18 protein-coding genes are annotated in these 21,263 nt (G+C 72.1%); 14 read left to right on the top strand and 4 right to left on the bottom strand.

Features of this window, described 5'->3' with window-relative positions:
* Positions 1-37: 37 nt before the first annotated feature.
* The 5 genes from sucB (at position 38) to BLT97_RS13090 (ending at position 7,373) form a co-directional block, all read left to right on the top strand.
* Positions 38-1,816, top strand: a complete 1,779-nt coding sequence (gene sucB, locus BLT97_RS13110) for a 2-oxoglutarate dehydrogenase, E2 component, dihydrolipoamide succinyltransferase (protein WP_093609443.1) — start codon at positions 38-40, stop codon at positions 1,814-1,816.
* A 165-nt stretch (positions 1,817-1,981) separates the two neighbouring features.
* Positions 1,982-2,614, top strand: a complete 633-nt coding sequence (locus BLT97_RS13105) for a GntR family transcriptional regulator (RefSeq protein ID WP_093609441.1) — start codon at positions 1,982-1,984, stop codon at positions 2,612-2,614.
* Between the two features lie 147 nt (positions 2,615-2,761).
* Entirely contained in the window at positions 2,762-3,124 is a 363-nt protein-coding gene (locus tag BLT97_RS13100; protein WP_143041332.1) for a hypothetical protein, read from the top strand.
* A gap of 321 nt (positions 3,125-3,445) precedes the next feature.
* Positions 3,446-6,130 (top strand): pyruvate dehydrogenase (acetyl-transferring), homodimeric type, encoded by a 2,685-nt coding sequence (gene aceE, locus BLT97_RS13095; RefSeq protein WP_093609437.1) that lies wholly within the window; start codon positions 3,446-3,448, stop codon positions 6,128-6,130.
* A gap of 250 nt (positions 6,131-6,380) precedes the next feature.
* Entirely contained in the window at positions 6,381-7,373 is a 993-nt protein-coding gene (locus tag BLT97_RS13090) for a helix-turn-helix transcriptional regulator (protein ID WP_093609435.1), read from the top strand.
* 55 nt (positions 7,374-7,428) lie between these two features.
* On the opposite strand, the gene BLT97_RS13085 is transcribed toward BLT97_RS13090, so the two are convergent.
* Positions 7,429-8,427, bottom strand: coding sequence for an SDR family oxidoreductase (locus BLT97_RS13085; RefSeq protein ID WP_093609433.1), 999 nt, complete (start codon positions 8,425-8,427; stop codon positions 7,429-7,431).
* Positions 8,428-8,620: 193 nt separating this feature from the next.
* Here BLT97_RS13085 and BLT97_RS13080 point away from each other — a divergent pair, with 193 nt between their 5' ends.
* Positions 8,621-9,142, top strand: coding sequence for a DUF4240 domain-containing protein (locus BLT97_RS13080; RefSeq protein WP_093609431.1), 522 nt, complete (start codon positions 8,621-8,623; stop codon positions 9,140-9,142).
* Between the two features lie 36 nt (positions 9,143-9,178).
* Here the strand turns inward: BLT97_RS13080 and BLT97_RS13075 are convergent, their stop codons facing one another.
* Positions 9,179-10,291, bottom strand: coding sequence for a PP2C family protein-serine/threonine phosphatase (locus tag BLT97_RS13075; protein WP_425442707.1), 1,113 nt, complete (start codon positions 10,289-10,291; stop codon positions 9,179-9,181).
* Between the two features lie 497 nt (positions 10,292-10,788).
* Here BLT97_RS13075 and BLT97_RS13070 point away from each other — a divergent pair, with 497 nt between their 5' ends.
* Positions 10,789-12,003, top strand: a complete 1,215-nt coding sequence (locus BLT97_RS13070; RefSeq protein ID WP_093609427.1) for an IS110 family RNA-guided transposase — start codon at positions 10,789-10,791, stop codon at positions 12,001-12,003.
* Here the strand turns inward: BLT97_RS13070 and BLT97_RS13065 are convergent.
* Positions 12,000-12,431, bottom strand: a complete 432-nt coding sequence (locus tag BLT97_RS13065) for a hypothetical protein (RefSeq protein ID WP_093609962.1) — start codon at positions 12,429-12,431, stop codon at positions 12,000-12,002. The two genes, BLT97_RS13070 and BLT97_RS13065, sit on opposite strands and share 4 nt — an antisense overlap.
* Before the next feature lie 391 nt (positions 12,432-12,822).
* On the opposite strand from BLT97_RS13065, the gene BLT97_RS13060 reads away from it, so the two are divergent.
* The 3 genes from BLT97_RS13060 (at position 12,823) to BLT97_RS13050 (ending at position 16,165) form a co-directional block, all read left to right on the top strand.
* Complete coding sequence (locus BLT97_RS13060; protein WP_093609425.1) at positions 12,823-13,320, top strand: GNAT family N-acetyltransferase; 498 nt, start codon at positions 12,823-12,825, stop codon at positions 13,318-13,320.
* 265 nt (positions 13,321-13,585) lie between these two features.
* Positions 13,586-14,494, top strand: a complete 909-nt coding sequence (locus tag BLT97_RS13055) for a TIGR01777 family oxidoreductase (RefSeq protein WP_093609423.1) — start codon at positions 13,586-13,588, stop codon at positions 14,492-14,494.
* 315 nt (positions 14,495-14,809) lie between these two features.
* Positions 14,810-16,165, top strand: a complete 1,356-nt coding sequence (locus BLT97_RS13050) for an NAD(P)/FAD-dependent oxidoreductase (RefSeq protein ID WP_093609421.1) — start codon at positions 14,810-14,812, stop codon at positions 16,163-16,165.
* 88 nt (positions 16,166-16,253) lie between these two features.
* Here BLT97_RS13050 and BLT97_RS13045 read toward each other — a convergent pair whose 3' ends face one another.
* Complete coding sequence (locus tag BLT97_RS13045; protein WP_093609419.1) at positions 16,254-17,693, bottom strand: NsdA family TPR-like regulatory protein; 1,440 nt, start codon at positions 17,691-17,693, stop codon at positions 16,254-16,256.
* 420 nt (positions 17,694-18,113) lie between these two features.
* On the opposite strand from BLT97_RS13045, the gene lipB reads away from it, so the two are divergent.
* The 4 genes from lipB (at position 18,114) to BLT97_RS13025 (ending at position 21,185) form a co-directional block, all read left to right on the top strand.
* Positions 18,114-18,911: a lipoyl(octanoyl) transferase LipB gene (lipB, locus tag BLT97_RS13040; protein ID WP_093609417.1), complete on the top strand. Its 798-nt coding sequence runs from the start codon at positions 18,114-18,116 to the stop codon at positions 18,909-18,911.
* 123 nt (positions 18,912-19,034) lie between these two features.
* Entirely contained in the window at positions 19,035-20,000 is a 966-nt protein-coding gene (gene lipA / locus BLT97_RS13035) for a lipoyl synthase (RefSeq protein WP_093609415.1), read from the top strand.
* 249 nt (positions 20,001-20,249) lie between these two features.
* A complete protein-coding gene (locus BLT97_RS13030; protein ID WP_093609413.1) occupies positions 20,250-20,453 on the top strand; it encodes an SCO2195 family GlnR-regulated protein in 204 nt (67 codons plus the stop codon).
* Positions 20,454-20,483: 30 nt separating this feature from the next.
* Positions 20,484-21,185 (top strand): DUF4191 domain-containing protein, encoded by a 702-nt coding sequence (locus BLT97_RS13025; RefSeq protein WP_093609411.1) that lies wholly within the window; start codon positions 20,484-20,486, stop codon positions 21,183-21,185.
* The last annotated feature ends 78 nt before the right edge of the window (positions 21,186-21,263 follow it).

Below are 21,263 nucleotides of genomic sequence, written 5' to 3'. Positions count from 1 at the left end.
CAAACTTCCCGCACTTTCGTAAGGAGCAACAGAAACCATGGCGGTTTCCGTAACCCTTCCGGCGCTCGGCGAGAGCGTCACCGAGGGCACTGTCACCCGTTGGCTGAAGGCCGAGGGCGAGCGCGTCGAGGCCGACGAGCCGTTGCTCGAGGTCTCGACCGACAAGGTCGACACCGAGATCCCCTCCCCCGCGGCCGGCATCCTCGCGTCCATCAAGGTCGCCGAGGACGAGACGGTCGAGGTCGGTGCCGAGCTGGCCCTGATCGACGACGGCAGCGGTGCCCCCGCGGCCGCCCCCGCGCAGCAGGAGGCCCCGGCTCAGGCCGAGGCGCCCGCCCAGCCCGAGGCCCCCGCGGCTCCGGCCCCGCAGGCCGAGGCTCCGGCCGCCGCGCCGGCCGCTTCGGGCGGCGGCGCCACGGGCACCGACGTGACCCTCCCCGCCCTGGGTGAGTCCGTCACCGAGGGCACCGTGACCCGCTGGCTCAAGGAGGTCGGCGAGACCGTCGAGGCCGACGAGCCGCTGCTCGAGGTCTCCACGGACAAGGTCGACACCGAGATCCCGTCGCCCGCCGCCGGCGTGCTGCTCGAGATCGTCGTCGGTGAGGACGAGACCGCCGAGGTCGGCGCGAAGCTCGCCGTCATCGGTGCCCCGGGTGCCGCTCCGGCTGCCCCGGCCGCCCCCGCCGCTCCGGCTCCGGCCGCTGCCCCGGCGCCTGCTGCTCCGGCCCCCGCGCCGGCTGCTCCGGCTGCCGCTCCGGCCCCCGCTGCCCCGGCTCCGCAGGCCGCCGCCCCGGCTCCGGCCGCTCCGGCGCCCGCCCCGGCGCAGCCCGCTCAGCCGGCCGCGCCCGCCGCTCCGGCTGCCGCTCAGCCCGCGGACGACGGCGCGTACGTCACCCCGCTGGTGCGCAAGCTCGCCTCCGAGAACGGCGTGGACCTGTCCACCGTCAAGGGCACCGGCGTCGGCGGCCGTATCCGCAAGCAGGACGTCATCGCCGCCGCCGAGGCCGCGAAGGCCGCCGCCCCGGCTCCGGCCGCCCCGGCTGCCGCCGCTGCTCCGGCCGCTTCGAAGGCCCCGGCCGTCGAGGCCTCCGAGCTGCGCGGTCAGACCGTCAAGATGACCCGCATGCGCAAGGTCATCGGCGACAACATGATGAAGGCGCTGCACGGCCAGGCCCAGCTGTCCTCCATGGTCGAGGTGGACGTCACCAAGATCATGAAGCTGCGCGCCAAGGCCAAGGACTCCTTCGCCGCCCGTGAGGGCGTCAAGCTGTCCCCGATGCCGTTCTTCGTCAAGGCCGCGGCCCAGGCGCTGAAGGCCCACGCGGTCGTCAACGCCCGGATCAACGAGGACGAGGGCACCATCACCTACTTCGACACCGAGAACATCGGTATCGCGGTGGACTCCGAGAAGGGTCTGATGACTCCGGTCATCAAGGGTGCGGGCGACCTCAACCTGGCCGGTATCGCCAAGGCCACGGCCGACCTCGCGGGCAAGGTCCGCGCCTCGAAGATCACCCCGGACGAGCTGTCCGGTGCGACCTTCACCATCTCCAACACCGGTTCGCGCGGCGCCCTGTTCGACACGATCATCGTGCCCCCGAACCAGGTCGGCATCCTCGGCATCGGCGCCACCGTCAAGCGCCCGGTGGTCATCAACCACCCGGAGCTCGGCGAGACGATCGCCATCCGCGACATGGTCTACCTGACCCTGTCGTACGACCACCGTCTGGTGGACGGCGCGGACGCCGCCCGCTACCTGACCACGGTCAAGCAGATCCTCGAGGCCGGCGAGTTCGAGGTCGAGCTGGGTCTCTGATCGACCCGTGCCGATCGGCTCATATCGGGTGACGGCCGTGTAAGTCTCGTCACTCAGTGCCATCTGTGCCCCCGTCCGGAGGTTTCCGGGCGGGGGCACAGCCGTATTGTTTGGGAGTCGGGCCTGCGCATACGCGGCCCCGCGCCCTCGCAGAAGGAGCACCGCATGACCGCCCCTGTCGTCCAGTCACTGCGCGAGCAGATCCGCGAGCACATCGTGGAAGGCATCGTGAGCGGTCGCTGGAAGCCCGGTGAGCGGATCGTGGAGCGCCGGATCGCCGTGGAGCTTGAGGTCAGCCAGACGCCCGTGCGCGAGGCGCTGCGCGAGCTGGAGTCGCTGCGGCTGATCGAGTCGGCGCCGAACAAGGGCGTACGCGTGCGGAACCTGTCCGCGGCGGACCTCGAGGAGTCCTATCCCGTACGGGCGGGTCTGGAGCAGATCGCGGCGGAGCTCGCGGCCGAGAAGCTGGCCGCCGACTGCTCGGCGCTCTCCCCGCACGTCGAGGCGCTGTACGTCGCGGACCGCGAGTCGGACGGCACGGGGCAGGTCCGTCACACGGTCGCCTTCCACCGCGAACTGGTGCGCGCCGCGGGCAACTCGGTGCTCCTCCACACGTGGGAGGGCCTCGGGATCGAGGTCTTCACGGCGCTGTCCATCCGGTGGCTGGGGACGGTCCAGCAGTCGTACGCGGAGGAGCACCAGGCGCTGGTGGAGGCGTTCCAGCGGCGGGACCCGGACATCGGCGTCCTGGTCAAGCAGCACGTCCTCGGGTGCGCGCCGGCTCCGGCTGCGGACTGACACCTCCTCCCCCGTCGGCCCGCCCGGGCCCCTGCGGCCCCGCCACCTCGCCTGGGCCCTCTGCCCGCGCAGAGCACCTCGCTGTCTCGCCCCTTGTCCTTTCCGGCGGCCCGTGGATGATGGGACGTCGGCACCGAGGGGGCGGGCATGGGCCGTTGGGCAGTGATCTCGCAGTATCACTACAACGAGAAGGACAGGATCGACTTCATCCGCCAAGGGCTGGAGACGAAGGACGAGGCGCTGGAAGAACTGCGCGCCGCCCTGCCCACGTATCTGCCGGCCAGTGGCCTGCTCGAGCAGTGGCGTCGCGTGTACCGCCTGCCCGACCAGGAGACCTACCTCGTGGTGATCAAAGGCATGGTCACGAAGTGGACGTGCACCCTGCGGATCGCGGAGCTCGTAGCGGACTCCACGGACCCCTCCGTGGCCGAGAGCGCACAGCGCGATGAGGGTGCGCGGATCGAGGACGGCGCCGCCGGACCGCAGGACCGGATCCCGCCCGGCTTCTGAGCAGCAGGCCTCGACCTCCTCAAGCCTCCGACCTGCTCAACTGCGCCCACCCACCCCCAAACTAGCGCCCGAATTGCCCGATATACCCGGCACCGCGTGCCCGTCAAGCTGACACCCCGTGCCGACTTCTCGGGATCGAGAAATTTTTGCTCTCAACACTTTGATCGATCATCGATCAGCGGCTTACCCTCGACGGCGGACTGCACACAGTCCCCCGCCCTGTCCTGCCAGTCAGGGCCCATCAACACCCCGTCTCTCCTGACGCGCGGCCGACCACCGGCCGTGCGGGCAGGAGGAGATCCTGTCCGGAAGGCGGCGAACATGACCGACCCCGTAGGCAAGCTCCCGAGCCAGCTCGACCAGCTGCCGGACCGCGACCCGGAGGAGACCGCCGAGTGGGCGGCCTCCCTGGACGCGGTGAGCGAGCACGCCGGTGCGCACCGCGCCGAGTACCTGATGCGCCGCACCCTCCAGCACGCCGAGGAGGCGGGCCTGGCCCTCCCCCGTCTGCTGGAGACGGATTACGTCAACACCATCCCCACCTCCGCCGAGCCCACCGTGGACGGCGACGAGGAGATGGAGCGCAAGATCACCGCGTGGAACCGCTGGAACGCGGCCGCGATGGTGACCCGGGGAAGCAAGTACGGCGTCGGCGGCCACATCGCGACCTTCGCGTCCGCGGCCTGGCTGTACGAGACCGGCTTCAACCACTTCTTCCGCGGCAAGGAGCAGGACGGCTCCGGCGACCAGATCTACGTCCAGGGCCACGCGTCGCCCGGCATCTACGCCCGCGCGTTCCTCGACGGCCGTCTGAACGAGTCGCACCTCGACAACTTCCGCCAGGAGGCCGGCGGCAACGGCCTCCCGAGCTACCCGCACCCGCGCCGTCTGCCGTGGCTGTGGGAGTTCCCCACCGTCTCCATGGGTCTCGGCCCGCTCTCCGCGATCTACCAGGCCCGGTTCAACCGGTACCTGACCAACCGCGGCATCAAGGACGTCTCCAACTCCCACGTGTGGGCGTTCCTCGGTGACGGCGAGATGGACGAGCCCGAGTCCACGGCGGCACTCGCACTCGCGAGCCGCGAGGGTCTGGACAACCTGACCTTCGTCATCAACTGCAACCTTCAGCGCCTCGACGGCCCGGTCCGCGCCAACTTCAAGATCGTGCAGGAGCTGGAGGCCCAGTTCCGCGGCGCCGGCTGGAATGTCGTCAAGTCGCTCTGGGGCGGCGCCTGGGACGAGCTGTTCCAGCTCGACACCACCGGCGCCCTCGTCCGCCGCCTCCGCGAGGTGCCGGACGCCCAGGTGCAGACGTACCAGACCCGCGACGCCGCGTACATCCGCGAGGACTTCTTCGGCAAGGACCCGGCGCTCGTCGAGATGGCGAAGCTGCTGAGCGACGACAAGATCCTCGAGTGCTTCCACCTGTCGCGCGGTGGCCACGAGCCGCGCAAGGTCTACGCCGCCTACAAGGCCGCGCTGTCCCACAAGGGCGCGCCGACCGTGATCCTGGCGCAGACGGTCAAGGGCTTCACCCTCGGTGAGGGCTTCGCGTCGAAGAACGCGAACCACCAGATGAAGAAGCTGACGAACGACGAGTTCAAGAACATGCGTGATCTTCTTGAACTGCCCATCAGCGACAGCCAGTTCGTCGACGGCCAGGTGCCTTACGGCCACCCCGGCGCCGACTCCCCCGAGGTGCGCTACCTGCACGAGCGCCGCGCCGCGCTCGGCGGTCCGGCCCCGACGCGTCGTATGCACGCCGTCGGTGCGCTGCCGGCCCAGTCCGAGAAGGCCTTCACGTCCTTCGACAAGGGCTCCGGCTCGCAGTCGGTGGCCACGACCATGGCGTTCGTACGCCTGGTCAAGGACCTGATGCGCGACAAGGAGACCGGCAAGCGCTGGGTGCCGATCGTCCCGGACGAGGCCCGCACCTTCGGTATGGAGTCGCTCTTCCCGTCGCTCGGCATCTACTCGCCGAAGGGCCAGACGTACGAGCCGGTCGACCGCGACCAGCTGATGTACTACCGCGAGGCCAAGGACGGCCAGATCCTCAACGAGGGGATCACCGAGGCCGGTTCGATGGCCGACTTCATCGCCGCGTCCACCGCGTACTCCACGCACGGCGAGACGATGATCCCGTTCTACATCTTCTACTCGATGTTCGGCTGGCAGCGTACGGCCGACCAGATGTGGCAGCTCGCCGACCAGCTCGGCAAGGGCTTCCTCATCGGCGCCACCGCAGGCCGTACGACCCTGACGGGTGAGGGTCTGCAGCACGCGGACGGCCACTCGCCGATGATCGCGGCCACCAACCCGGCGGCGCTCACGTACGACCCGGCGTTCGCGTACGAGGTCTCGGCGATCGTCAAGAGCGGTCTGGAGCGGATGTACGGGGAGAACCCCGAGGACATCTTCTACTACCTGACCGTCTACAACGAGCCCATGCCGCAGCCCGCCAAGCCGGCCGGCGTGGACGAGGGCATCGTGCGCGGTCTGTACCGCTTCAACACCTCGGAGTCGGCGGGTCTGACCGTCCCGGCGAACGCGCCCGGCATCCAGCTGCTCGGTGCCGGTACGGCGATCCACTGGACGCTCAAGGCGCAGAAGATGCTCGCCGAGGAGTGGGGTGTGGCCGCCGATGTCTGGTCGGCCACCTCGTGGACCGAGCTGCGCCGTGACGCGCTGGAGGCGGACGCCGCGATCCTGCGCGGCGAGGAGCGCGTCCCGTACCTGCGCAAGGCGCTCGATGGCATCAGCACCCCGGTGCTCGCAGTCAGCGACTACATGCGGCAGGTGCCGGACCAGATCGCGCAGTGGGTCGAGCAGGACTACACCTCGCTCGGTGCCGACGGGTTCGGTCTGTCGGACACGCGTGACGCCGCGCGTCGTCACTTCGGGATCGACGCCGAGTCGATCGTGGTGGCCGCGCTGGCGCAGCTCGCCCGTCGGGGTGAGGTACCGGCGTCGGCGGTCAAGGAGGCCCGGGAGCGGTACGGCCTCTGAGCCCTCGGCACGCTTTCACAGAGCCCTCGGCTCGCTTTTCGCAGCGGTCCCCTGTCGCCTTCGGGCGGCGGGGGACCGTTTGTATGGTGGGTGCGGCTGAGTGGGTGGGGCGCCTGCGGCGGGCCTTTCTCCCCGCCCCGCCCCTTCCCGAAACCGGGGGCTTCGCCCCCGGACCCCCGCATCCGACCTGCGGTCGGATCTGCTCAAACGCCGCAGGGGCTGAAGGTTGCCCCAGAGGGAGAATGCACCCATGCGTGCCGCCCGCCTCATCAAGATGGTCCTGCTGCTCCAGGCCCGTCCCTCCATGACCGCCGCCGAGCTCGCCCGGGAGCTGGAGGTGTCCGAGCGGACCGTGACGCGGGATGCCCAGGCGCTGGCCGAAGCGGGGATTCCCGTGTACTCGGACCGGGGGCGGCTCGGCGGATACCGGCTGATCGGCGGGTACCGGACGCGGCTCACGGGGCTCGGGCGGTCGGAGGCCGAGGCGCTCTTCCTGTCCGGAGTGCCGGGCGCGCTGCGGGAGATGGGGCTCGAGGACGCCGCCTCCGCCGCGCGGCTCAAGGTGTCCGCCGCGCTGCTGCCCTCCCTGCGCGACGCCGAGCAGAGTGCCGCGCAGCGGTTCCATCTGGACGCGCCCGGGTGGTACCACGAGCCGCAGACCCCCGAGCTGCTCCCGGTGATCGCCCAGGCCGTGTGGGACGACCGGCGGCTCAGGGCCGGGTACGGGCGAAGCCAGGACACCGAGGTGGAAAGGGAGTTGGAGCCCTATGGGCTCGTGCTGAAAGCCGGTGTCTGGTACTTGTGCGCGCAGGTTCCCGGGTCGGGCTTCCGCGTGTACCGGATCGACCGCTTCACCCGGGTCGACGTGGACGACGAGCGGTTCGAGCGGGACGAGGAGTTCGACCTGCCGGGGTTCTGGGAGGAGCGGGCGGCGCAGTTCGCGCGGTCGATCCTGCGGGCGGAGGTCCGGCTGCGGCTGTCGGAGTCCGGTGTACGGCGGCTGCCGTACGTCACCGACAAGCAGGCCGCCGCCGAGGCGCTCGCGGATGCCGGTGAGCCGGATGCCTCGGGGTGGGTGACGGTGACGCTCGCGGTCGAGTCGGCCGAGGTCGCGTACAGCCAACTCGCCGCTCTGGGACCGGAGGTGGAGGTCCTGGCACCCGGCGAGCTGCGGCAGCGGTTCGCCGAGCGGGCACGGGACGTGCTGCGGCTCTACGAGGGCGAGGGCGGCGGCGCGGGCTGAGGCCTGTGCCGCCGGGCGGGGCGGCCCGCCGTGGGCCGCCCCGCCTCGCGAGACCTCAGCGGTAGTCCGCGCTCTGCGGCTGCTTGCCCGCCTGCTGGGCCGCGTAGAACGACCAGAAGTCGGGACGGCTGCCGTCCGTGTCCGTGACCCCGTACGCGTGGGCGAGCTGGCCGCTGGACAGGGACTGCGTGTTCCAGCGTGCGCGGTCCGGGTCGGCGGCGAGGGCCGCGATGCCGCGTGCCACGTAGACCGGCGACTCGGACAGGTCCCAGTGCTCCTGGTGTGCGATGCCCTCACGCCAGGTCTCCTCGGTCAGCCGGAAGTGGTCCAGCATCTCCTCGGAGCGGATGAAGCCCGGGGTGACGACGACCGCGGTGCCGCCGGACGGCTCGAGTTCATGGCCGAGCAGGAAGGCCATGCGGATCGGCGCGTTCTTCGCGAGGTCGTAGTAGAGGTTGCGGGCCGGCATGATCTCGCGGTTGGCCTCGGCGGTGCCGTCCGTGACCTCGACGACCAGGCCGCCCGGGTTCCGGACGAGCAGCGGCAGCGCGAGGTTGCTCGTGATGAGGTGGGTCCGCACCCCGAGGTCCAGCATGCGCAGACCGCGCTCCAGGTCGACCTCCCACATCTTCGTGTCGAAGTCGAGCAGGTAGTTCCCGCCCCAGACGTCGTTGACCAGGATGTCGAGCCGTCCCTGCTCCCGGTCGATCCGCTCCACCAGGGCCCGTACCTGGGCGGGGTCGAGGTGGTCGGTGGGGACGGCGATGCCCTTGCCGCCCGCCTCCGTGACCAGGTCGGCGGTCTCCTCGATGGTCTCGCCGGACCGGCCCACTTCACTGACCTGCGTACGGGTGGTGCGTCCCGTGACGTAGACGGTGGCGCCCGCGCGCCCGAGCTCGACGGCGATGGTGCGGCCCGCGCCACGGGTCGCTCCCGCCACGAGGGCGATCTTTCCGGTCAGGTCCTGCTGGGTGGCCGGGTCCTGCTGCGTGGCCGGGTCCTGCTGCGTGGCCGAGTCCTGCTGCGTGGCCAGTGCCTGCTGCGTGTTCTCCATACGTCGAGCGTGCCAGCGAAACCCGACATCTTCTGTCCGGCTTTGCGGCGGGATCCTTCTCCCGGCTCCGCGGCATTCACGGCCCGATACGGCAGCGCATGGTGGCCGCGCAGCAGCTGTCCGGCGTGGGCCGGATAACAACACCGGCACTCCGCGTGCGTGCTCCGGCGGCAGGACCGATGCTTGACCCGTGATGGACGAGACGGAGTTCTGGGAGCTGATCGACACCACCCGCGAGGCCGCCGAGGGCGACCCCGAGGACCACGCCGAGCTGCTCGTGGAGCGGCTCCTCCAGCTCGACCCGGACTCCGTGCTCGACTTCGCGCGGCACTTCGAGGCCCGCTACAACCGCGCCTACCGCTGGGACCTGTGGGGCGCGGCGACCGTTCTGCTCGACGGCGCGAGCGACGACGCCTTCGACTACTTCCGCTGCTGGCTGATCGGCCAGGGGCGCGAGGTGTTCGAGGGCGCGCTGCACGACCCGGACTCCCTGGCCGATCTGCTCGGCGACTTCGACGAGGAGATCGACGGGGACGGCGAGGAGCTGGGGTACGCGGCGGACGAGGCGTACGAGCAGCTGACGGGTCTCGTGGCGCCGGACCTGGGCATCGCGCCCGCGCCGCCCGAGCCGGAGGGCACGCCGATCGACTTCGAGGACGACGCCGCGCTGGCCCGCTTCTTCCCGCGGCTGTGGGAGCGGTTCGCCGAGGAGTGAGCCGTCGCCCACGCCGACCCGTGCCGGAGGCCGCTGTCATCCCTTCCGTACGGGCGGTTGCGGGGCGTTCTGGGGAGGCGGGCACGTCCGCGCCAGGACCAGCAGCGCCACGTCGTCGCGGATCGCGTCCGCGAACGTACTGACGTCACGCCACACCGCGTCCGCCAGCGCCCCGCCCTCGCCGCCGGACACCTCCGGCAGTTCGGCCAGGCGTTCCGCGAGCGGGTAGTACGCCCCGGCCGCGTTCCGCGCCTCCGTCACCCCGTCCGTGTAGCCGAGCAGCCGGTCCCCGGGCAGCAGGGTCAAGCTCAGGACGGGCGGCGCCGCGTAGGCGGCGAGGTCCAGGCCGAGCGGGGCCCCGGGCAGGACGGGGAGCTCCTTGACCGTGCCGCCGCGCAGCAGCAGGGGCGGCGGGTGGCCGCAGGACAGGATGCGCACCGAAGCCCCCTCCGGCGGGAACTCCAGAAGGATTGCAGTCGCGAAGAGTTCGCAGCGGTCCGCCTCCCCGGCCTCCGCCGCGTCCACCACCAGGCGCCGGTCCAGGCGCCCGGCCACGCCGTCGAGGCCGGGCTCGTCGAGCACCGCCTCACGGAACGCGCCGAGCAGGGCGGCGACCGTGCCCACCGCCGTGAGTCCGTGTCCCTGTACGTCGGCCACGAGGGCGCGTACGCCGTACGGGCCCTGCCGTACGTCGTACAGGTCGCCCCCGAGCAGCGTCCCGCGCTGCGCCGCACGGTAGAGCGCCGCGCACCGCACCGGTCCCACCTGCGGCGCGAGCGGCGGCAGCACCGCGAGCTGGGCGGCCTCCGCCACCGTGCGCACGGTCACGAGCTGGGCCTCTCGGCGGCTGCGGGTCCAGGCGATGACGACGCTCAGCAGGGCGACGAAGGAGACCGTGAGGGCGTCGGCGTTGCCCGGATGGTCCCAGCCCAGGCCGGGCAGGGTGAGCAGCAGGACGACGCAGCCGCCGAACAGGGCCGTCGCGGCCGGTCCGTAGGCGAGGGCGGCGAGCGGCGGGGTGGCGGCGAGCAGGAAGCCGAGTTCGACGCCGGCCGGGGTGGCCTCCTGGAGGATCACCAGGGCGAGGATCAGCAGCACGGGCAGCAGCCGGAACCAGAGCGAGGGCTTGGGCCGCGCCCCGCCGGGCAGGGACGCCGCGTCCTCGCCGGAGGCCTCCGCGCCACGGCCGCCCGGCAGCCGTACGTCGCTGAGCCGCACGTCGCCGAGCCGTCGACGTCCGGCGCCCGGCCGGGGCGCGGGGTCGGGGGCGGCGGCGCGGCGGTTCACATCTGTAACCCTGGCGCGCCCACCGGCCCGGCGCACCCCGGAGTGGCGGCGCGCGCCTCGTACGGTCCCGCTGTACGCCGGTCCCGCCGCCCGTCCCGCGCCGGCGCCCAGGTCCGCCCCCCCGGTACCTTTTTCGTGGCTCCGCAATGGGGCTACCGGCCTTCGGGTCCGGCATGACTTCCCCCCCTTGTTGTTCATGATCCGGGGGGTGGTGTCACCGGGCCCGAAGGCATCGACGGACCGCTGATGAGGGGCTTGAGCACCGGCTTCACCCGAGCCGGAAGAGCTCTCCGTAACGTGGATGTGGCAGCTCGGTGCCGAGGCAAGGCCGGGCGAAAGCGTGATGGAGGGGCCTGCACGTGATCGACACCGGCGACATCGACGTCTTCCTCGGCCTGGACGTCGGCAAGGGCGAACACCACGCCACCGCCGTCACACCGGCCGGGAAGAAGGCGTTCGACAAGCGCCTGCCCAACACCGAGCCCAAGCTCCGCGAGCTGTTCGCGAAACTCCAGGCCAAGCACGGAACGGTGCTGGTCGTGGTCGATCAGCCAGCCTCGATCGGTGCCCTGCCGCTTGCCGTCGCCAGGGACATGGGCTGCCTGGTCGTCTACCTGCCGGGACTGACGATGCGCCGGATCGCCGACCTCTACCCCGGCGAGGCCAAGACCGACGCGAAGGACGCGTTCATCATCGCGGACGCGGCCCGCGCGATGCCCCACACGCTGCGGGCGATCGACGGCGAGGACGAGACGATCGCCGAGCTGGAGATGATCGTCGGCTTCGACGACGACCTGGCCGGTGAAGCGACCCGCGTCGCCAACCGGCTCCATGGCCTGCTGACGCAGATCCATCCGTCGCTGGAGCGGGTGTTGGGGCCGCGGTTGCAGCACCCGGCCGTCCTCACGCTGCTGGAACGGTTCGGGTCGCCGGCCCAGATCCGCAAGGCCGGACGGCGGCGGCTGGTCACCCTGTCACGGCCGAAGGCCCCGCGGATGGCCGAGCGGCTGGTCGAGGACATCTTCGCCGCGCTGGACGAGCAGACCGTCACCGTTCCGGGCACGGAGGCGGCCGCGCTGATCGTCCCGAGCCTGGCCAGCTCGCTGACGGCCGTCCTTGACCAGCGTAAACTGCTGGCTGGGCGGATCGAGGAACTCCTGGAGACTCACCCTCTTTCCAAAGTCCTGACGTCCATGCCGGGAGTCGGCGTCAGGACCGGAGCCCGCATCTTGATCGAGGTCGGCGACGGCAGCACCTTCCCGACCGCCGGCCACCTGGCCGCCTATGCCGGTCTCGCCCCGGCCACCCGGAACTCGGGCTCCTCGATCCGCGGCGAACAGCCTTCCCGGAGGGGAAACAAGCAGCTCAAGAGGGCCTTCTTCCTCTCCGCGTTCGCCGCCCTGGGCGATCCGGCATCACGGGCCTACTACGACAGGAAGATCGCCCAGGGAAAGCACCACACCCAGGCCCTGCTCTGCCTCGCCAGACGCCGGGCCGACGTCCTCTTCGCGATGCTCCGCGACGGAACCTTCTACGAACCACAGCCCGTTCGGGCTGTCGCTCTGCAGACCTAGACCATGGTCAGGAGGTGATCCGTCGGTCCGTAGTCGATCTTCCAGTCGGCATAGACCCCGCAGAACCCATCCTTGATGCACCGCAGACCCACGGTCACCCAGCGGACGGATCCGTCGGCGCCGAGCGAGAACGCGACCGCGGCCTCGAACTCCTCGCTCCCGCACGGGCAGCCGGCAGCACCGGGCTCGTCGTCCTCCCAGGACTCCTCGTTCCAGTACTCCTCGCTGTCCGCGATGAACGCACGGCTGTCGCAGCCCGAACACTCTCGTTCCGCCCCGGACGCGTTGACCAGCACGAAGAACACACGACCGCCGCACCCCTCGCAGACGGAAGGAGCGATCTTCACCGGGCGGCCGTCGACCGCCTCCCGCAGGAACACCCCGAGCTCCGCGGGGACACCCTCGCCAACCTGATCATCAGCATGCACGGACACATCGTTCCAGACGCCCCGAACCCACAGCCGACCAGCTTGACCAAAGACATAGGGGCCCCCGACCGCGCGGCACGCCGCTCCCGCCGCCCCGTCCGGCTCCCGGCGTACGGCGGGCGAAGGGCGGCGTGAGGGGCGGGCGGTTGGTGTCCGGAGCCCGGCGAGGGGAGTGGGTGTACGGCAGCGGCTGGACGTACTGCCGGGCCGGACGCAAGGCGAGGGGGGACCGGACGTGAGGCGAGCCGGGGCCGGACATGCGGCCCGGCCTCACGCCCAACCGCCCCCTCCGCCCCTCCGTCCCTCCGCCCGCGCCGACTCCCACCTGCCCGCCCCCACCTCGCCTCCGCCCCCCTGCCGCACCCACAGACCCCCGCCGTACAGTGGCCCGATGCCGTCTCCGCTCATACGCTCCGCGCGCCGCACCGACGAGCCCGCGCTCGCCCGTATCGACCACGACACCTGGTCGACGCTGCACGCGGTGCAGCCGCGGCCGCAGCCGGACGCGCCGTTCTTCGACGAGCGGCACGAGCCGGCGCAGTACCTGGTGGCGGAGGTGGACGGCGAGGTCGCCGGGTACATCCGGGTGGTGCCGCCGACCCCGCTGCCGGCCAGCCTGCACGTCCGCCAGATCCAGGGCATCGCAGTCGCCGAGTCGGCCCGCGGCAAGGGCGTGGCCCGTGCCCTGATCCGGTCCGCGTGCGCATGGGCCCGCGAGCGCGGTGCCCGGCGGATGACCCTGCGGGTGCTCGGCCACAACACCCCGGCGCGCCGCCTGTACGAGTCGGAGGGCTTCCGTGTGGAGGGCGTGCTGCCCGGGGAGTTCCTTCTCGGCGAGACGTACGTGGACGATGTGCTGATGGGTCGGGAGCTGGAGCCGGAGGCCTGACGTGGGGAACCTGGGCTCGGCGGAACTGCTCCTCATCGCGCTCATGCTGCTCGTCCCCCTCGCGGCAGTGGCCATCCCCCTTCTCCTCCTGCGCAGGCGACGCGGTCGCGACCGGCCCCGCTGACGGGCGCGGCGGCGGATGTCTACGGCGGATGCCTCCACGCGTCGTCCCCCAGGCCCCCAGGCACCCGCCCCGTCCGGGCGACGGCCGCGGCACGCGTGCAGCGCGTGACCTCGCGCGCCCGGTGCGGGCAGGATGGACCCCATGACCCAGCCGTCGCAGCTCCGTATCGCCGTCGCCGGTGCCTCCGGCCTCATCGGCTCGGCCCTGGTCCGCTCGCTCCGGGCCGACGGCCATGAGGTGGTGCGGCTGGTGCGCCGCCCGGCCCGTACGGCGGACGAGGCCGAGTGGGACCCCAAGCGGCAGTACGTGCACGCCTCCGGGCTCGCGGGCTGCGACGCCGTGGTCAACCTGGCCGCGGCCGGCGTCGGGGACCGGCGCTGGACCGCCGCGTACAAGAAGGAGCTGCGCGACAGCCGCGTCCTGGGCACCGCCGCGCTCGCCGAGGCCGTCGCCTCGCTCGACGAGCCGCCGCGCGTCTTCGTGAACGGCAGCGCGATCGGCTACTACGGCGATACGGGCGAGCGCGCCGTGGACGAGGACGCGCCCGCGGGCGAGGGCTTCCTGCCGTCGATGTGCGTGGAGTGGGAGGAGGCGGCGGGGGCCGCGGTCGAGGCCGGTGTGCGGACCGTGTTCGCCCGCTCGGGCCTGGTGGTCGCGCGCAAGGGCGGGGCGTGGGGGCGGATGTTCCCCCTGTTCAAGGCGGGGCTCGGCGGGCGTCTCGGGGACGGGCGCCAGTACTGGAGCTTCATCTCGCTGCACGACGAGGTCGCGGCGCTGCGCCACCTCATCGACGACGAGGAGCTGTCGGGCCCGGTGAACCTGACGGCGCCCCACCCGGTCACGAACCGCGAGGTGACGGCCGCGATGGGCCGCGCCCTGCACCGCCCGACCCTCTTCACCGCACCGGCCCCCGCCCTGCGGGTGGTCCTGGGCGAGATGGCGGGCGACGTCCTGTGCAGCCAACGGGTGCTGCCCGCCCGGCTGTTGGACTCCGGCTTCACTTTCGCGTTCCCCACGATCGACGACGCGGTGGGGGCGGCGCTGCGATAACTCGGTGGCGCCCGGCCCGTTTCGGCCGGGGGTGCGGCGGGGAAGGAGCCCGCCGCGGGAGCACCACGAGCGCGGCACCCGGTGCCGCCACAACACCATCCACCCCTTGCCGAAGCGACGGCACCCCGTGCCGTACGGCGCACATGCACGCGCCCCCGTGCGACCACGCCCACCCCCACGCGACTACACCCCCGCAGCCCCGCCGACCTACCCTTCGAGCCGAACTCGGGCAATCCCCACCGGAGTTGGGACAGGCGTCTCCGTCACCGCCGAGGCAGGCGCCCCCACCGGCCACGACACATCCGGGAGGCACACGTGCTGGACCGCGCGCACCACGCCGACGTCATCATCGTCGGGGCCGGAGTCGCCGGCCTCTCGGCGGCCCTGCAGCTGACCGGCGCAGGCCTGCGCACGCTCGTCCTGGAAGCGGCCCCCGACGTGGGCGGACGCATGGCCACCGAGCAGGTCGACGGCTTCCTCCTCGACCGGGTCGGTCAGCTCCTGTCCACCTCGTATCCGGAGCTGCGCCGCACCCCCGGTCTGGACGCGCTCGAACTGCGCCCCTTCTCGCCGGGCGTACTCGTGCACAACGAGGGCCGCCTCCAGCGCAGTTGGGAGCCCCGGTCCACCCTGCGGACCGGACCGCCGGCCGGCCGGAGCGCGAGGGGCGCACTCACCGCCGCGCGCGCCCTGGCGAGCGCCCCCCGGGTCCGCTCCCGGTCCGCACGGCCTCCGCTCGGCGGCGCCCTGGACCAGGCGCGGCTCGGCGCGGCCCTCACCCGTCTCGCCGCCACCCCGGTGGACCGCGTCCTGGCCCGCCCCGAACTCCCGGCCCTGGACGCCCTGTTGTCCCGCGGACTCCCGTCACGCACGGTGGAAACGTTTTTGCGCCCGCTGCTCTCGGCGCTCCTGTGCGACCCCGAGCTCCTGAGTTCCAGCCACTGCGCCGACCTGGCCCTGCACGGCTACGCCCGCGGCCGCCTCTGCGTCCCCGCGGGCGGTGCCCAGACCCTGCCGCGCCTGCTGGCCGCCGCGCTGCCGCCGGGCACGATCCGTACGGGCGTGAAGGCCGTCGACCTCTCGACCACCTCGGTCCGCACCGCCGGCCACGGCGAACTGACCTGCCGCGCCGTCGTCCTCGCCACGGGCGCACGGCAGGCGGCCGAACTCCTGCCCGGCCTGCGGATGCCCGCCTTCCACCCGGTCACGGTGCTGCACCACACCGCCGAGCACTCCCCGCTCGCCGAACCGGCCCTGATCCTCGACGCCGACCGCTCGGGCCCCGTGGCACACACCGCCGTGCTCAGCGAGGTCGACCCGTCCCGCGCCCCCGAAGGCCGCCCGCTGATCACCTCGGTCGTGCTCGGCCCGCCGCCCCCGGAGCGCGAGGTACGCGCCCAACTCGCCCGCCTCTACGGCACGTCGACCGCGCGCTGGGAGCTGCTCGCCGTCCACCACGACCCCGAGGCGGTGCCCACGATGCCGGCCCCGCACGACCTGCGCCGCCCGGTCCGCGTCCTGTCCGGCCTCTACGTGTGCGGCGACCACCGCGACACGAGCACGGTCCAGGGCGCCCTCTTCTCGGGCCGCAGGGCGGCGCACTCGCTCCTGCGCGACTTCGGGATCGAGCCGGGGGCCGCGGAGGAGGAGGGCGTACGGGCCGTCGCGTGACAGACCGGCCGAGCTCCCCGGTGCGGTCGACCTCCCCGGTCCGGTCGAGCCCCCCGGCCCGGTCGGCCCCCGCACCGGCAGGCCCTCGTCACCCCAGCGCCGCCACCCGGTCCCGGTACCCGCGGACCGGGGTCGCGTCCCGGTACGGCTCCAGGCGGCGCTCGAAGTCGCGTACGTACTCCAGGGCCCGTACCGACCGCATCTCCGAGGCCTGCTGGGCCGCCTCCGCGCCCAGCGCGCAGGCCTGGTCAAGCTCGCCGAGGCCGAGCCGCGCCGTCGCGAGGACGACGCGGCAGAACAGGCGGGAGCGGGCGTAGCCGGGGGCGCGCAGCTGGAGCGAGCGCTCGGCGTTCTGGGCCGCGGCCCGGAACTGCTGGAGGTCCCGGTGGCAGTGGCCGAACTCGTCGGCCAGCTGGGCCTCGTCGAAGAAACGCGCCCAGTACGGGACTTCGTCGCCGGGCCGGGCCCCGTCGAGGGCGCGCTCGGCCCGTACGAGGGAGGCCGTGCACGCCCGTACGTCCCCGAGCACGCCGTGCCCGCGGGCCTCGACCGAGTGCAGCAGCGCCTGGACCACGGGCGGGGCGGAGTGACCGATGCCCTGCTGGGCCACGCGCGCGAGCTGGACGGCCTCGCGGCCGTGGCCGAGGTAGACGGCCTGGCGGCTCATGGTGACGAGGACGTACGAGCCGTAGGCGCGGTCCCCCGCGGCCTGCGACAGGCGCAGGGCCTGCACGAAGTAGCGCTGGGCCAGGCCGTGGGCGGCGATGTCGTACGAGGTCCAGCCGGCGAGCCGGGTCAGGTCGGCCGCGGCGGCGAACAGGCGGCGGCCCGCGGCCTCGCTGTAGGTGCCGCGCAGCATGGGCTCGGCCTCGTGCTCCAGGTAGCGCACCAGGGCCTGGCGGGCGTGGCCGCCGCCGTAGGCGTTGTCCAGCGCCCGGAAGAGCTCGCCGACCGAGCGCAGGGCCGCGATGTCCCCGCCGGTCACCTTGACGCCGGGACCCCGCTCGGAGGTGGGGCGCTGCCGGGGGACGCCGGCCCTGCCCTGCTCGGGCACGCGCGCGGTCTGCGGCTCCCCGCGGCCCACCCGCTCGTCGGCCCGGCCGATCAGCCAGTCGCGGCTGGGCACCACGAGCCCGGCCGGAGTGAAAGCGATCTTCCGTAACTCCGCATGGCTGCCGGAGTCCTTGCGCCACAGACCGCTGACGATGTCCACGGCCTCCTCGGGGGTGGCGGCGAACTCCAGCCCGGCATAGACGGGCGCGCAGGCGTCCAGGCCGAGGTCCTGTGCGGTGAGCCGGCGGCCGAGGCGGCGCGTGAACACCTCGGCGATCAGCGCGGGCGTGGTCCCGCGCGGCTGCTGTCCGCGCAGCCAGCGGGTCACGGAGGTCTTGTCGTAGCGCAGGTCGAGGCCGTGCTCCAGGCCCAGCTGGTCGACCCGGCGGGCGAGACCCGCGTTGGAGAACCCTGCCTCTGCGATGAGCGCGGCGAGCTGGCGGTTGGGCGTGCGCTGCGGAGGTCGTTCCGTCATCGGCTCTGCGTTCTCCTGCCGTTCGGGTCCTGGCGGCCGGTTCGGTCGATGGGACGCGCACCGTCCGCGGGCGGCTGTATGCCGTATGCAGTCTGGTGCGCGCTGGGGTCCGGGCGCCGGACGGCGCGAATGTAGCGGTCGCTGCCGGGGGCGGCCGTGGGATCCCGAGGCATTCATCCGATCGTGTGAGGGAACGCTTTCTGACTGGGCGTCCTCCCCGGTTTTCCCGTACGGAGGCGGGCTCGTTTCCCGTACGGAGGCGGACTCGGCGGGGCCCGGCCCCCGGTGCGCGGGTAGCGCCCCCACCCCGCCCCCGACGGCCCCCGACCCCGGAGTCGTACAGTTGCCGACAGGTGACGCGTGCAGCGTGCAGGCAAGTCGAGGCCGGCCGCGACGGCGCAGAAACAGGGAGGCACCGACGTGAGCGAGTTCCAGTTCGTCCGGATGGGATTCGGCGCCGACATGGTCGACTACCAGGTCGCGTGGGACGAGCAGCGCCGCGTGCACGCCGCCCGCTTCGCGGACGAGATCCCCGACACCTGTCTGCTCCTGGAACACCCGCCCGTCTACACGGCGGGCCGGCGCACCGCCCCCGAGGAGCGCCCCCTGGACGGCACCCCGGTCATCGACGTGGACCGCGGCGGCAAGATCACCTGGCACGGCCCCGGCCAGCTCGTCGGCTACCCGATCCAGAAGCTGCCGCGCCCGGTCGATGTCATCGCGCATCTGCGGCGCCTGGAGGACGCGATGATCGCGGTGTGCGCCGAGTTCGGCATCGCGACCTCGCGCGTCGAGGGCCGCGCCGGCGTCTGGGTGCTCGGCGACCCGGTGGAGGACCGCCCGCGCTTCGGCGGCCTGACGCTCGACTTCGACCCGCGCTCCACCGACCCGGAGTTCGACCCGCGGCTCAACGGTCCGGAGTACGCGCCCTCCAACGCCGGCCAGCGCGCCGAGGACCGCAAGATCTGCGCGATGGGCATCCGCGTCGCGAAGGGCGTCACGATGCACGGCTTCGCGCTCAACGTGAACCCGGACACCTCGAACTTCGACAAGATCATCCCGTGCGGGATCCGGGACGCGGGCGTCACCTCGCTCTCGTACGAGCTCGGCCGCGAGGTCACCATCGACGAGGTCCTGCCGATCGCCGAGAAGCACCTTCAGGCGGTCCTCGGGGACGCGGACCTGAAGCCGCGCGAGGTGGAGGCCGCCACCTCGTAGCCCACTCGTAGTCCATACGGGGAATGCGGGCGCCAGGCCTGCGGTTGCCCTCGACGCAAGGCCGCACAAACAACGGGCGTACCCTGGTGTACGCCGAAGAATCGAAGCTGTAGGGAGCCTGTCGTGTCCGCTGTCGCACCCGACGGACGCAAGATGCTGCGCCTGGAGGTCCGGAACGCCCAGACCCCCATCGAGCGCAAGCCCGAGTGGATCAAGACCCGGGCGAAGATGGGCCCCGAGTACACGAAGATGCAGAACCTCGTGAAGGGCGAGGGCCTGCACACCGTGTGCCAGGAGGCGGGCTGTCCCAACATCTACGAGTGCTGGGAGGACCGCGAGGCGACCTTCCTCATCGGCGGCGACCAGTGCACGCGGCGCTGCGACTTCTGCCAGATCGACACCGGCAAGCCCGAGGCGCTCGACCGTGACGAGCCCCGCCGCGTCGGCGAGTCCGTGGTCACCATGGACCTGAACTACGCCACCATCACCGGCGTCGCCCGCGACGACCTGGAGGACGGCGGCGCCTGGCTGTACGCCGAGACCGTCCGCCAGATCCACCAGCAGACCGCGGACCGCTCCGACGGCCGCACCAAGGTCGAGCTGCTCGCCCCCGACTTCAACGCGGTGCCGGAGCTCCTCAACGAGGTGTTCGAGTCCCGCCCCGAGGTCTTCGCGCACAACGTCGAGACCGTGCCGCGGATCTTCAAGCGCATCCGCCCCGGTTTCCGTTACGAGCGCTCCCTCGGCGTCATCACCGCCGCCCGCGACTTCGGCCTGGTCACCAAGTCCAACCTGATCCTCGGCATGGGCGAGACCCGCGAAGAGGTCAGCGAGGCGCTTCAGCAGCTGCACGACGCGGGCTGCGACCTGATCACGATCACGCAGTACCTGCGCCCGTCGGTGCGCCACCACCCGGTGGAGCGCTGGGTGAAGCCGCACGAGTTCGTGGAGCTCAAGGAGGAGGCCGAGGAGATCGGCTTCGCCGGTGTCATGTCCGGCCCGCTCGTGCGCTCCTCGTACCGCGCGGGACGTCTGCACCAGATGGCCATCGAGAAGCGCGGTTCGTTCGTCGCCTCGCAGGCGGTCTGAGCCCGCGGCACCCGCGGAGCTTGTGAGTTCGCGCACAAGAAGCTACTCGCGCGTAATGGCGCGAAGCACGCGGCCCGTACGATCCCCGCAGGCAGGGGCTCCGTACGGGCCGCGTCAGGTTGATGACCAGGCGCGTCAAGGCTTCATTCGTGTTTGACCGGTCGGACACGCCCTGGTAACACCAATCAGTGAGCCTGGGCTTACGCCACGTAAGACCGACTGCCGTTCTGACCGAGGGGGACCACCGAGATGCAGGCCGCGCCCGTTCGCGCCACCGCCATTCCGTCCGTGACCGACGCCCTGCGCGCCATGGAGACGCTGCTGCTCGGCAGCGGCCAGCGCACCGCACGCCGCAATGCCTGGACGTCCGTGCTCGAGGACCGGCGCCGCGCCAAGGACCGCGTCGAGGCTCAGCAGGTGCTCGAGCGCGCTGTCGCCGCCCGCACGTCGTAGTCCGTTCGAAGGGCACGTAAACTTCCAAGCATGGCGAGGAAGGACGACGCAGCGAGCGCTGCGAACCCGGGGCGACTCAAGCAGATCGCCCTCACTTACAAAATGACCCGACGGGCCGATTCGAAGATCGGTCTGATCATTGCCGCAGTGGGAATCGTCACCTTCGGTGTCTTCCTCGCGATCGGCTTCCTGATCGGACACCCGGTCTATCTCGGCATCCTCGGCTTCGTGCTCGCCTTCCTTGCGATGGCGATCGTCTTCGGACGCCGGGCCGAGCGGGCCGCGTTCGGACAGATGGAGGGCCAGCCCGGTGCGGCGGCCGCCGTCCTGGACAACGTGGGACGCGGCTGGTCCACGACCCCCGCGGTCGCGATGAACCGCAGCCAGGACGTGGTCCACCGGGCCGTCGGCAAGGCCGGCATCGTGCTGATCGCCGAGGGCAACCCGAACCGGGTGAAGTCCCTGCTCGCCGCCGAGAAGAAGAAGATGGCGCGCGTGGTCGCCGACGTGCCGGTGCACGACTTCATCGTGGGCAACGGCGAGGGCGAGGTGCCGCTGAAGAAGCTGCGCACCACGATGCTCAAGCTGCCCCGCGTCCTGTCCGGCCCGCAGGTCACCACGACCAACGACCGGCTGCGCGCGATGGGCGACCTGATGAAGAACATGCCGATCCCGAAGGGCCCGATGCCCAAGGGCATGCGCATGCCGCGCGGCGGCGCGAACGGCCGCTGACCTCTCCTCGTATACGTGAACGGGGCGCCCGGATCTCTCCGGGCGCCCCGTTCTTACGTTCTCGGATCCGTACCGCGG

Origin of the sequence: Streptomyces indicus (genome assembly GCF_900100315.1) — a bacterium.
GTDB lineage: Bacteria > Actinomycetota > Actinomycetes > Streptomycetales > Streptomycetaceae > Streptomyces > Streptomyces indicus.
This window is presented reverse-complemented; position numbering and strand designations above follow the sequence as displayed.

Excerpts from the sequence above, each read along its gene's own strand:
- BLT97_RS13055 (WP_093609423.1), top strand. The coding sequence starts at position 13,586 with ATGACCCAGCCGTCGCAGCTCCGTATCGCCGTCGCCGGTGCCTCCGGC.
- sucB (WP_093609443.1), top strand. The coding sequence starts at position 38 with ATGGCGGTTTCCGTAACCCTTCCGGCGCTCGGCGAGAGCGTCACCGAG.
- BLT97_RS13105 (WP_093609441.1), top strand. The coding sequence starts at position 1,982 with ATGACCGCCCCTGTCGTCCAGTCACTGCGCGAGCAGATCCGCGAGCAC.
- BLT97_RS13080 (WP_093609431.1), top strand. The coding sequence starts at position 8,621 with ATGGACGAGACGGAGTTCTGGGAGCTGATCGACACCACCCGCGAGGCC.
- BLT97_RS13085 (WP_093609433.1), bottom strand. The coding sequence starts at position 8,427 with ATGGAGAACACGCAGCAGGCACTGGCCACGCAGCAGGACTCGGCCACG.
- BLT97_RS13090 (WP_093609435.1), top strand. The coding sequence starts at position 6,381 with ATGCGTGCCGCCCGCCTCATCAAGATGGTCCTGCTGCTCCAGGCCCGT.
- BLT97_RS13100 (WP_143041332.1), top strand. The coding sequence starts at position 2,762 with ATGGGCCGTTGGGCAGTGATCTCGCAGTATCACTACAACGAGAAGGAC.
- BLT97_RS13045 (WP_093609419.1), bottom strand. The coding sequence starts at position 17,693 with ATGACGGAACGACCTCCGCAGCGCACGCCCAACCGCCAGCTCGCCGCG.
- BLT97_RS13060 (WP_093609425.1), top strand. The coding sequence starts at position 12,823 with ATGCCGTCTCCGCTCATACGCTCCGCGCGCCGCACCGACGAGCCCGCG.
- BLT97_RS13030 (WP_093609413.1), top strand. The coding sequence starts at position 20,250 with ATGCAGGCCGCGCCCGTTCGCGCCACCGCCATTCCGTCCGTGACCGAC.
- aceE (WP_093609437.1), top strand. The coding sequence starts at position 3,446 with ATGACCGACCCCGTAGGCAAGCTCCCGAGCCAGCTCGACCAGCTGCCG.
- BLT97_RS13025 (WP_093609411.1), top strand. The coding sequence starts at position 20,484 with ATGGCGAGGAAGGACGACGCAGCGAGCGCTGCGAACCCGGGGCGACTC.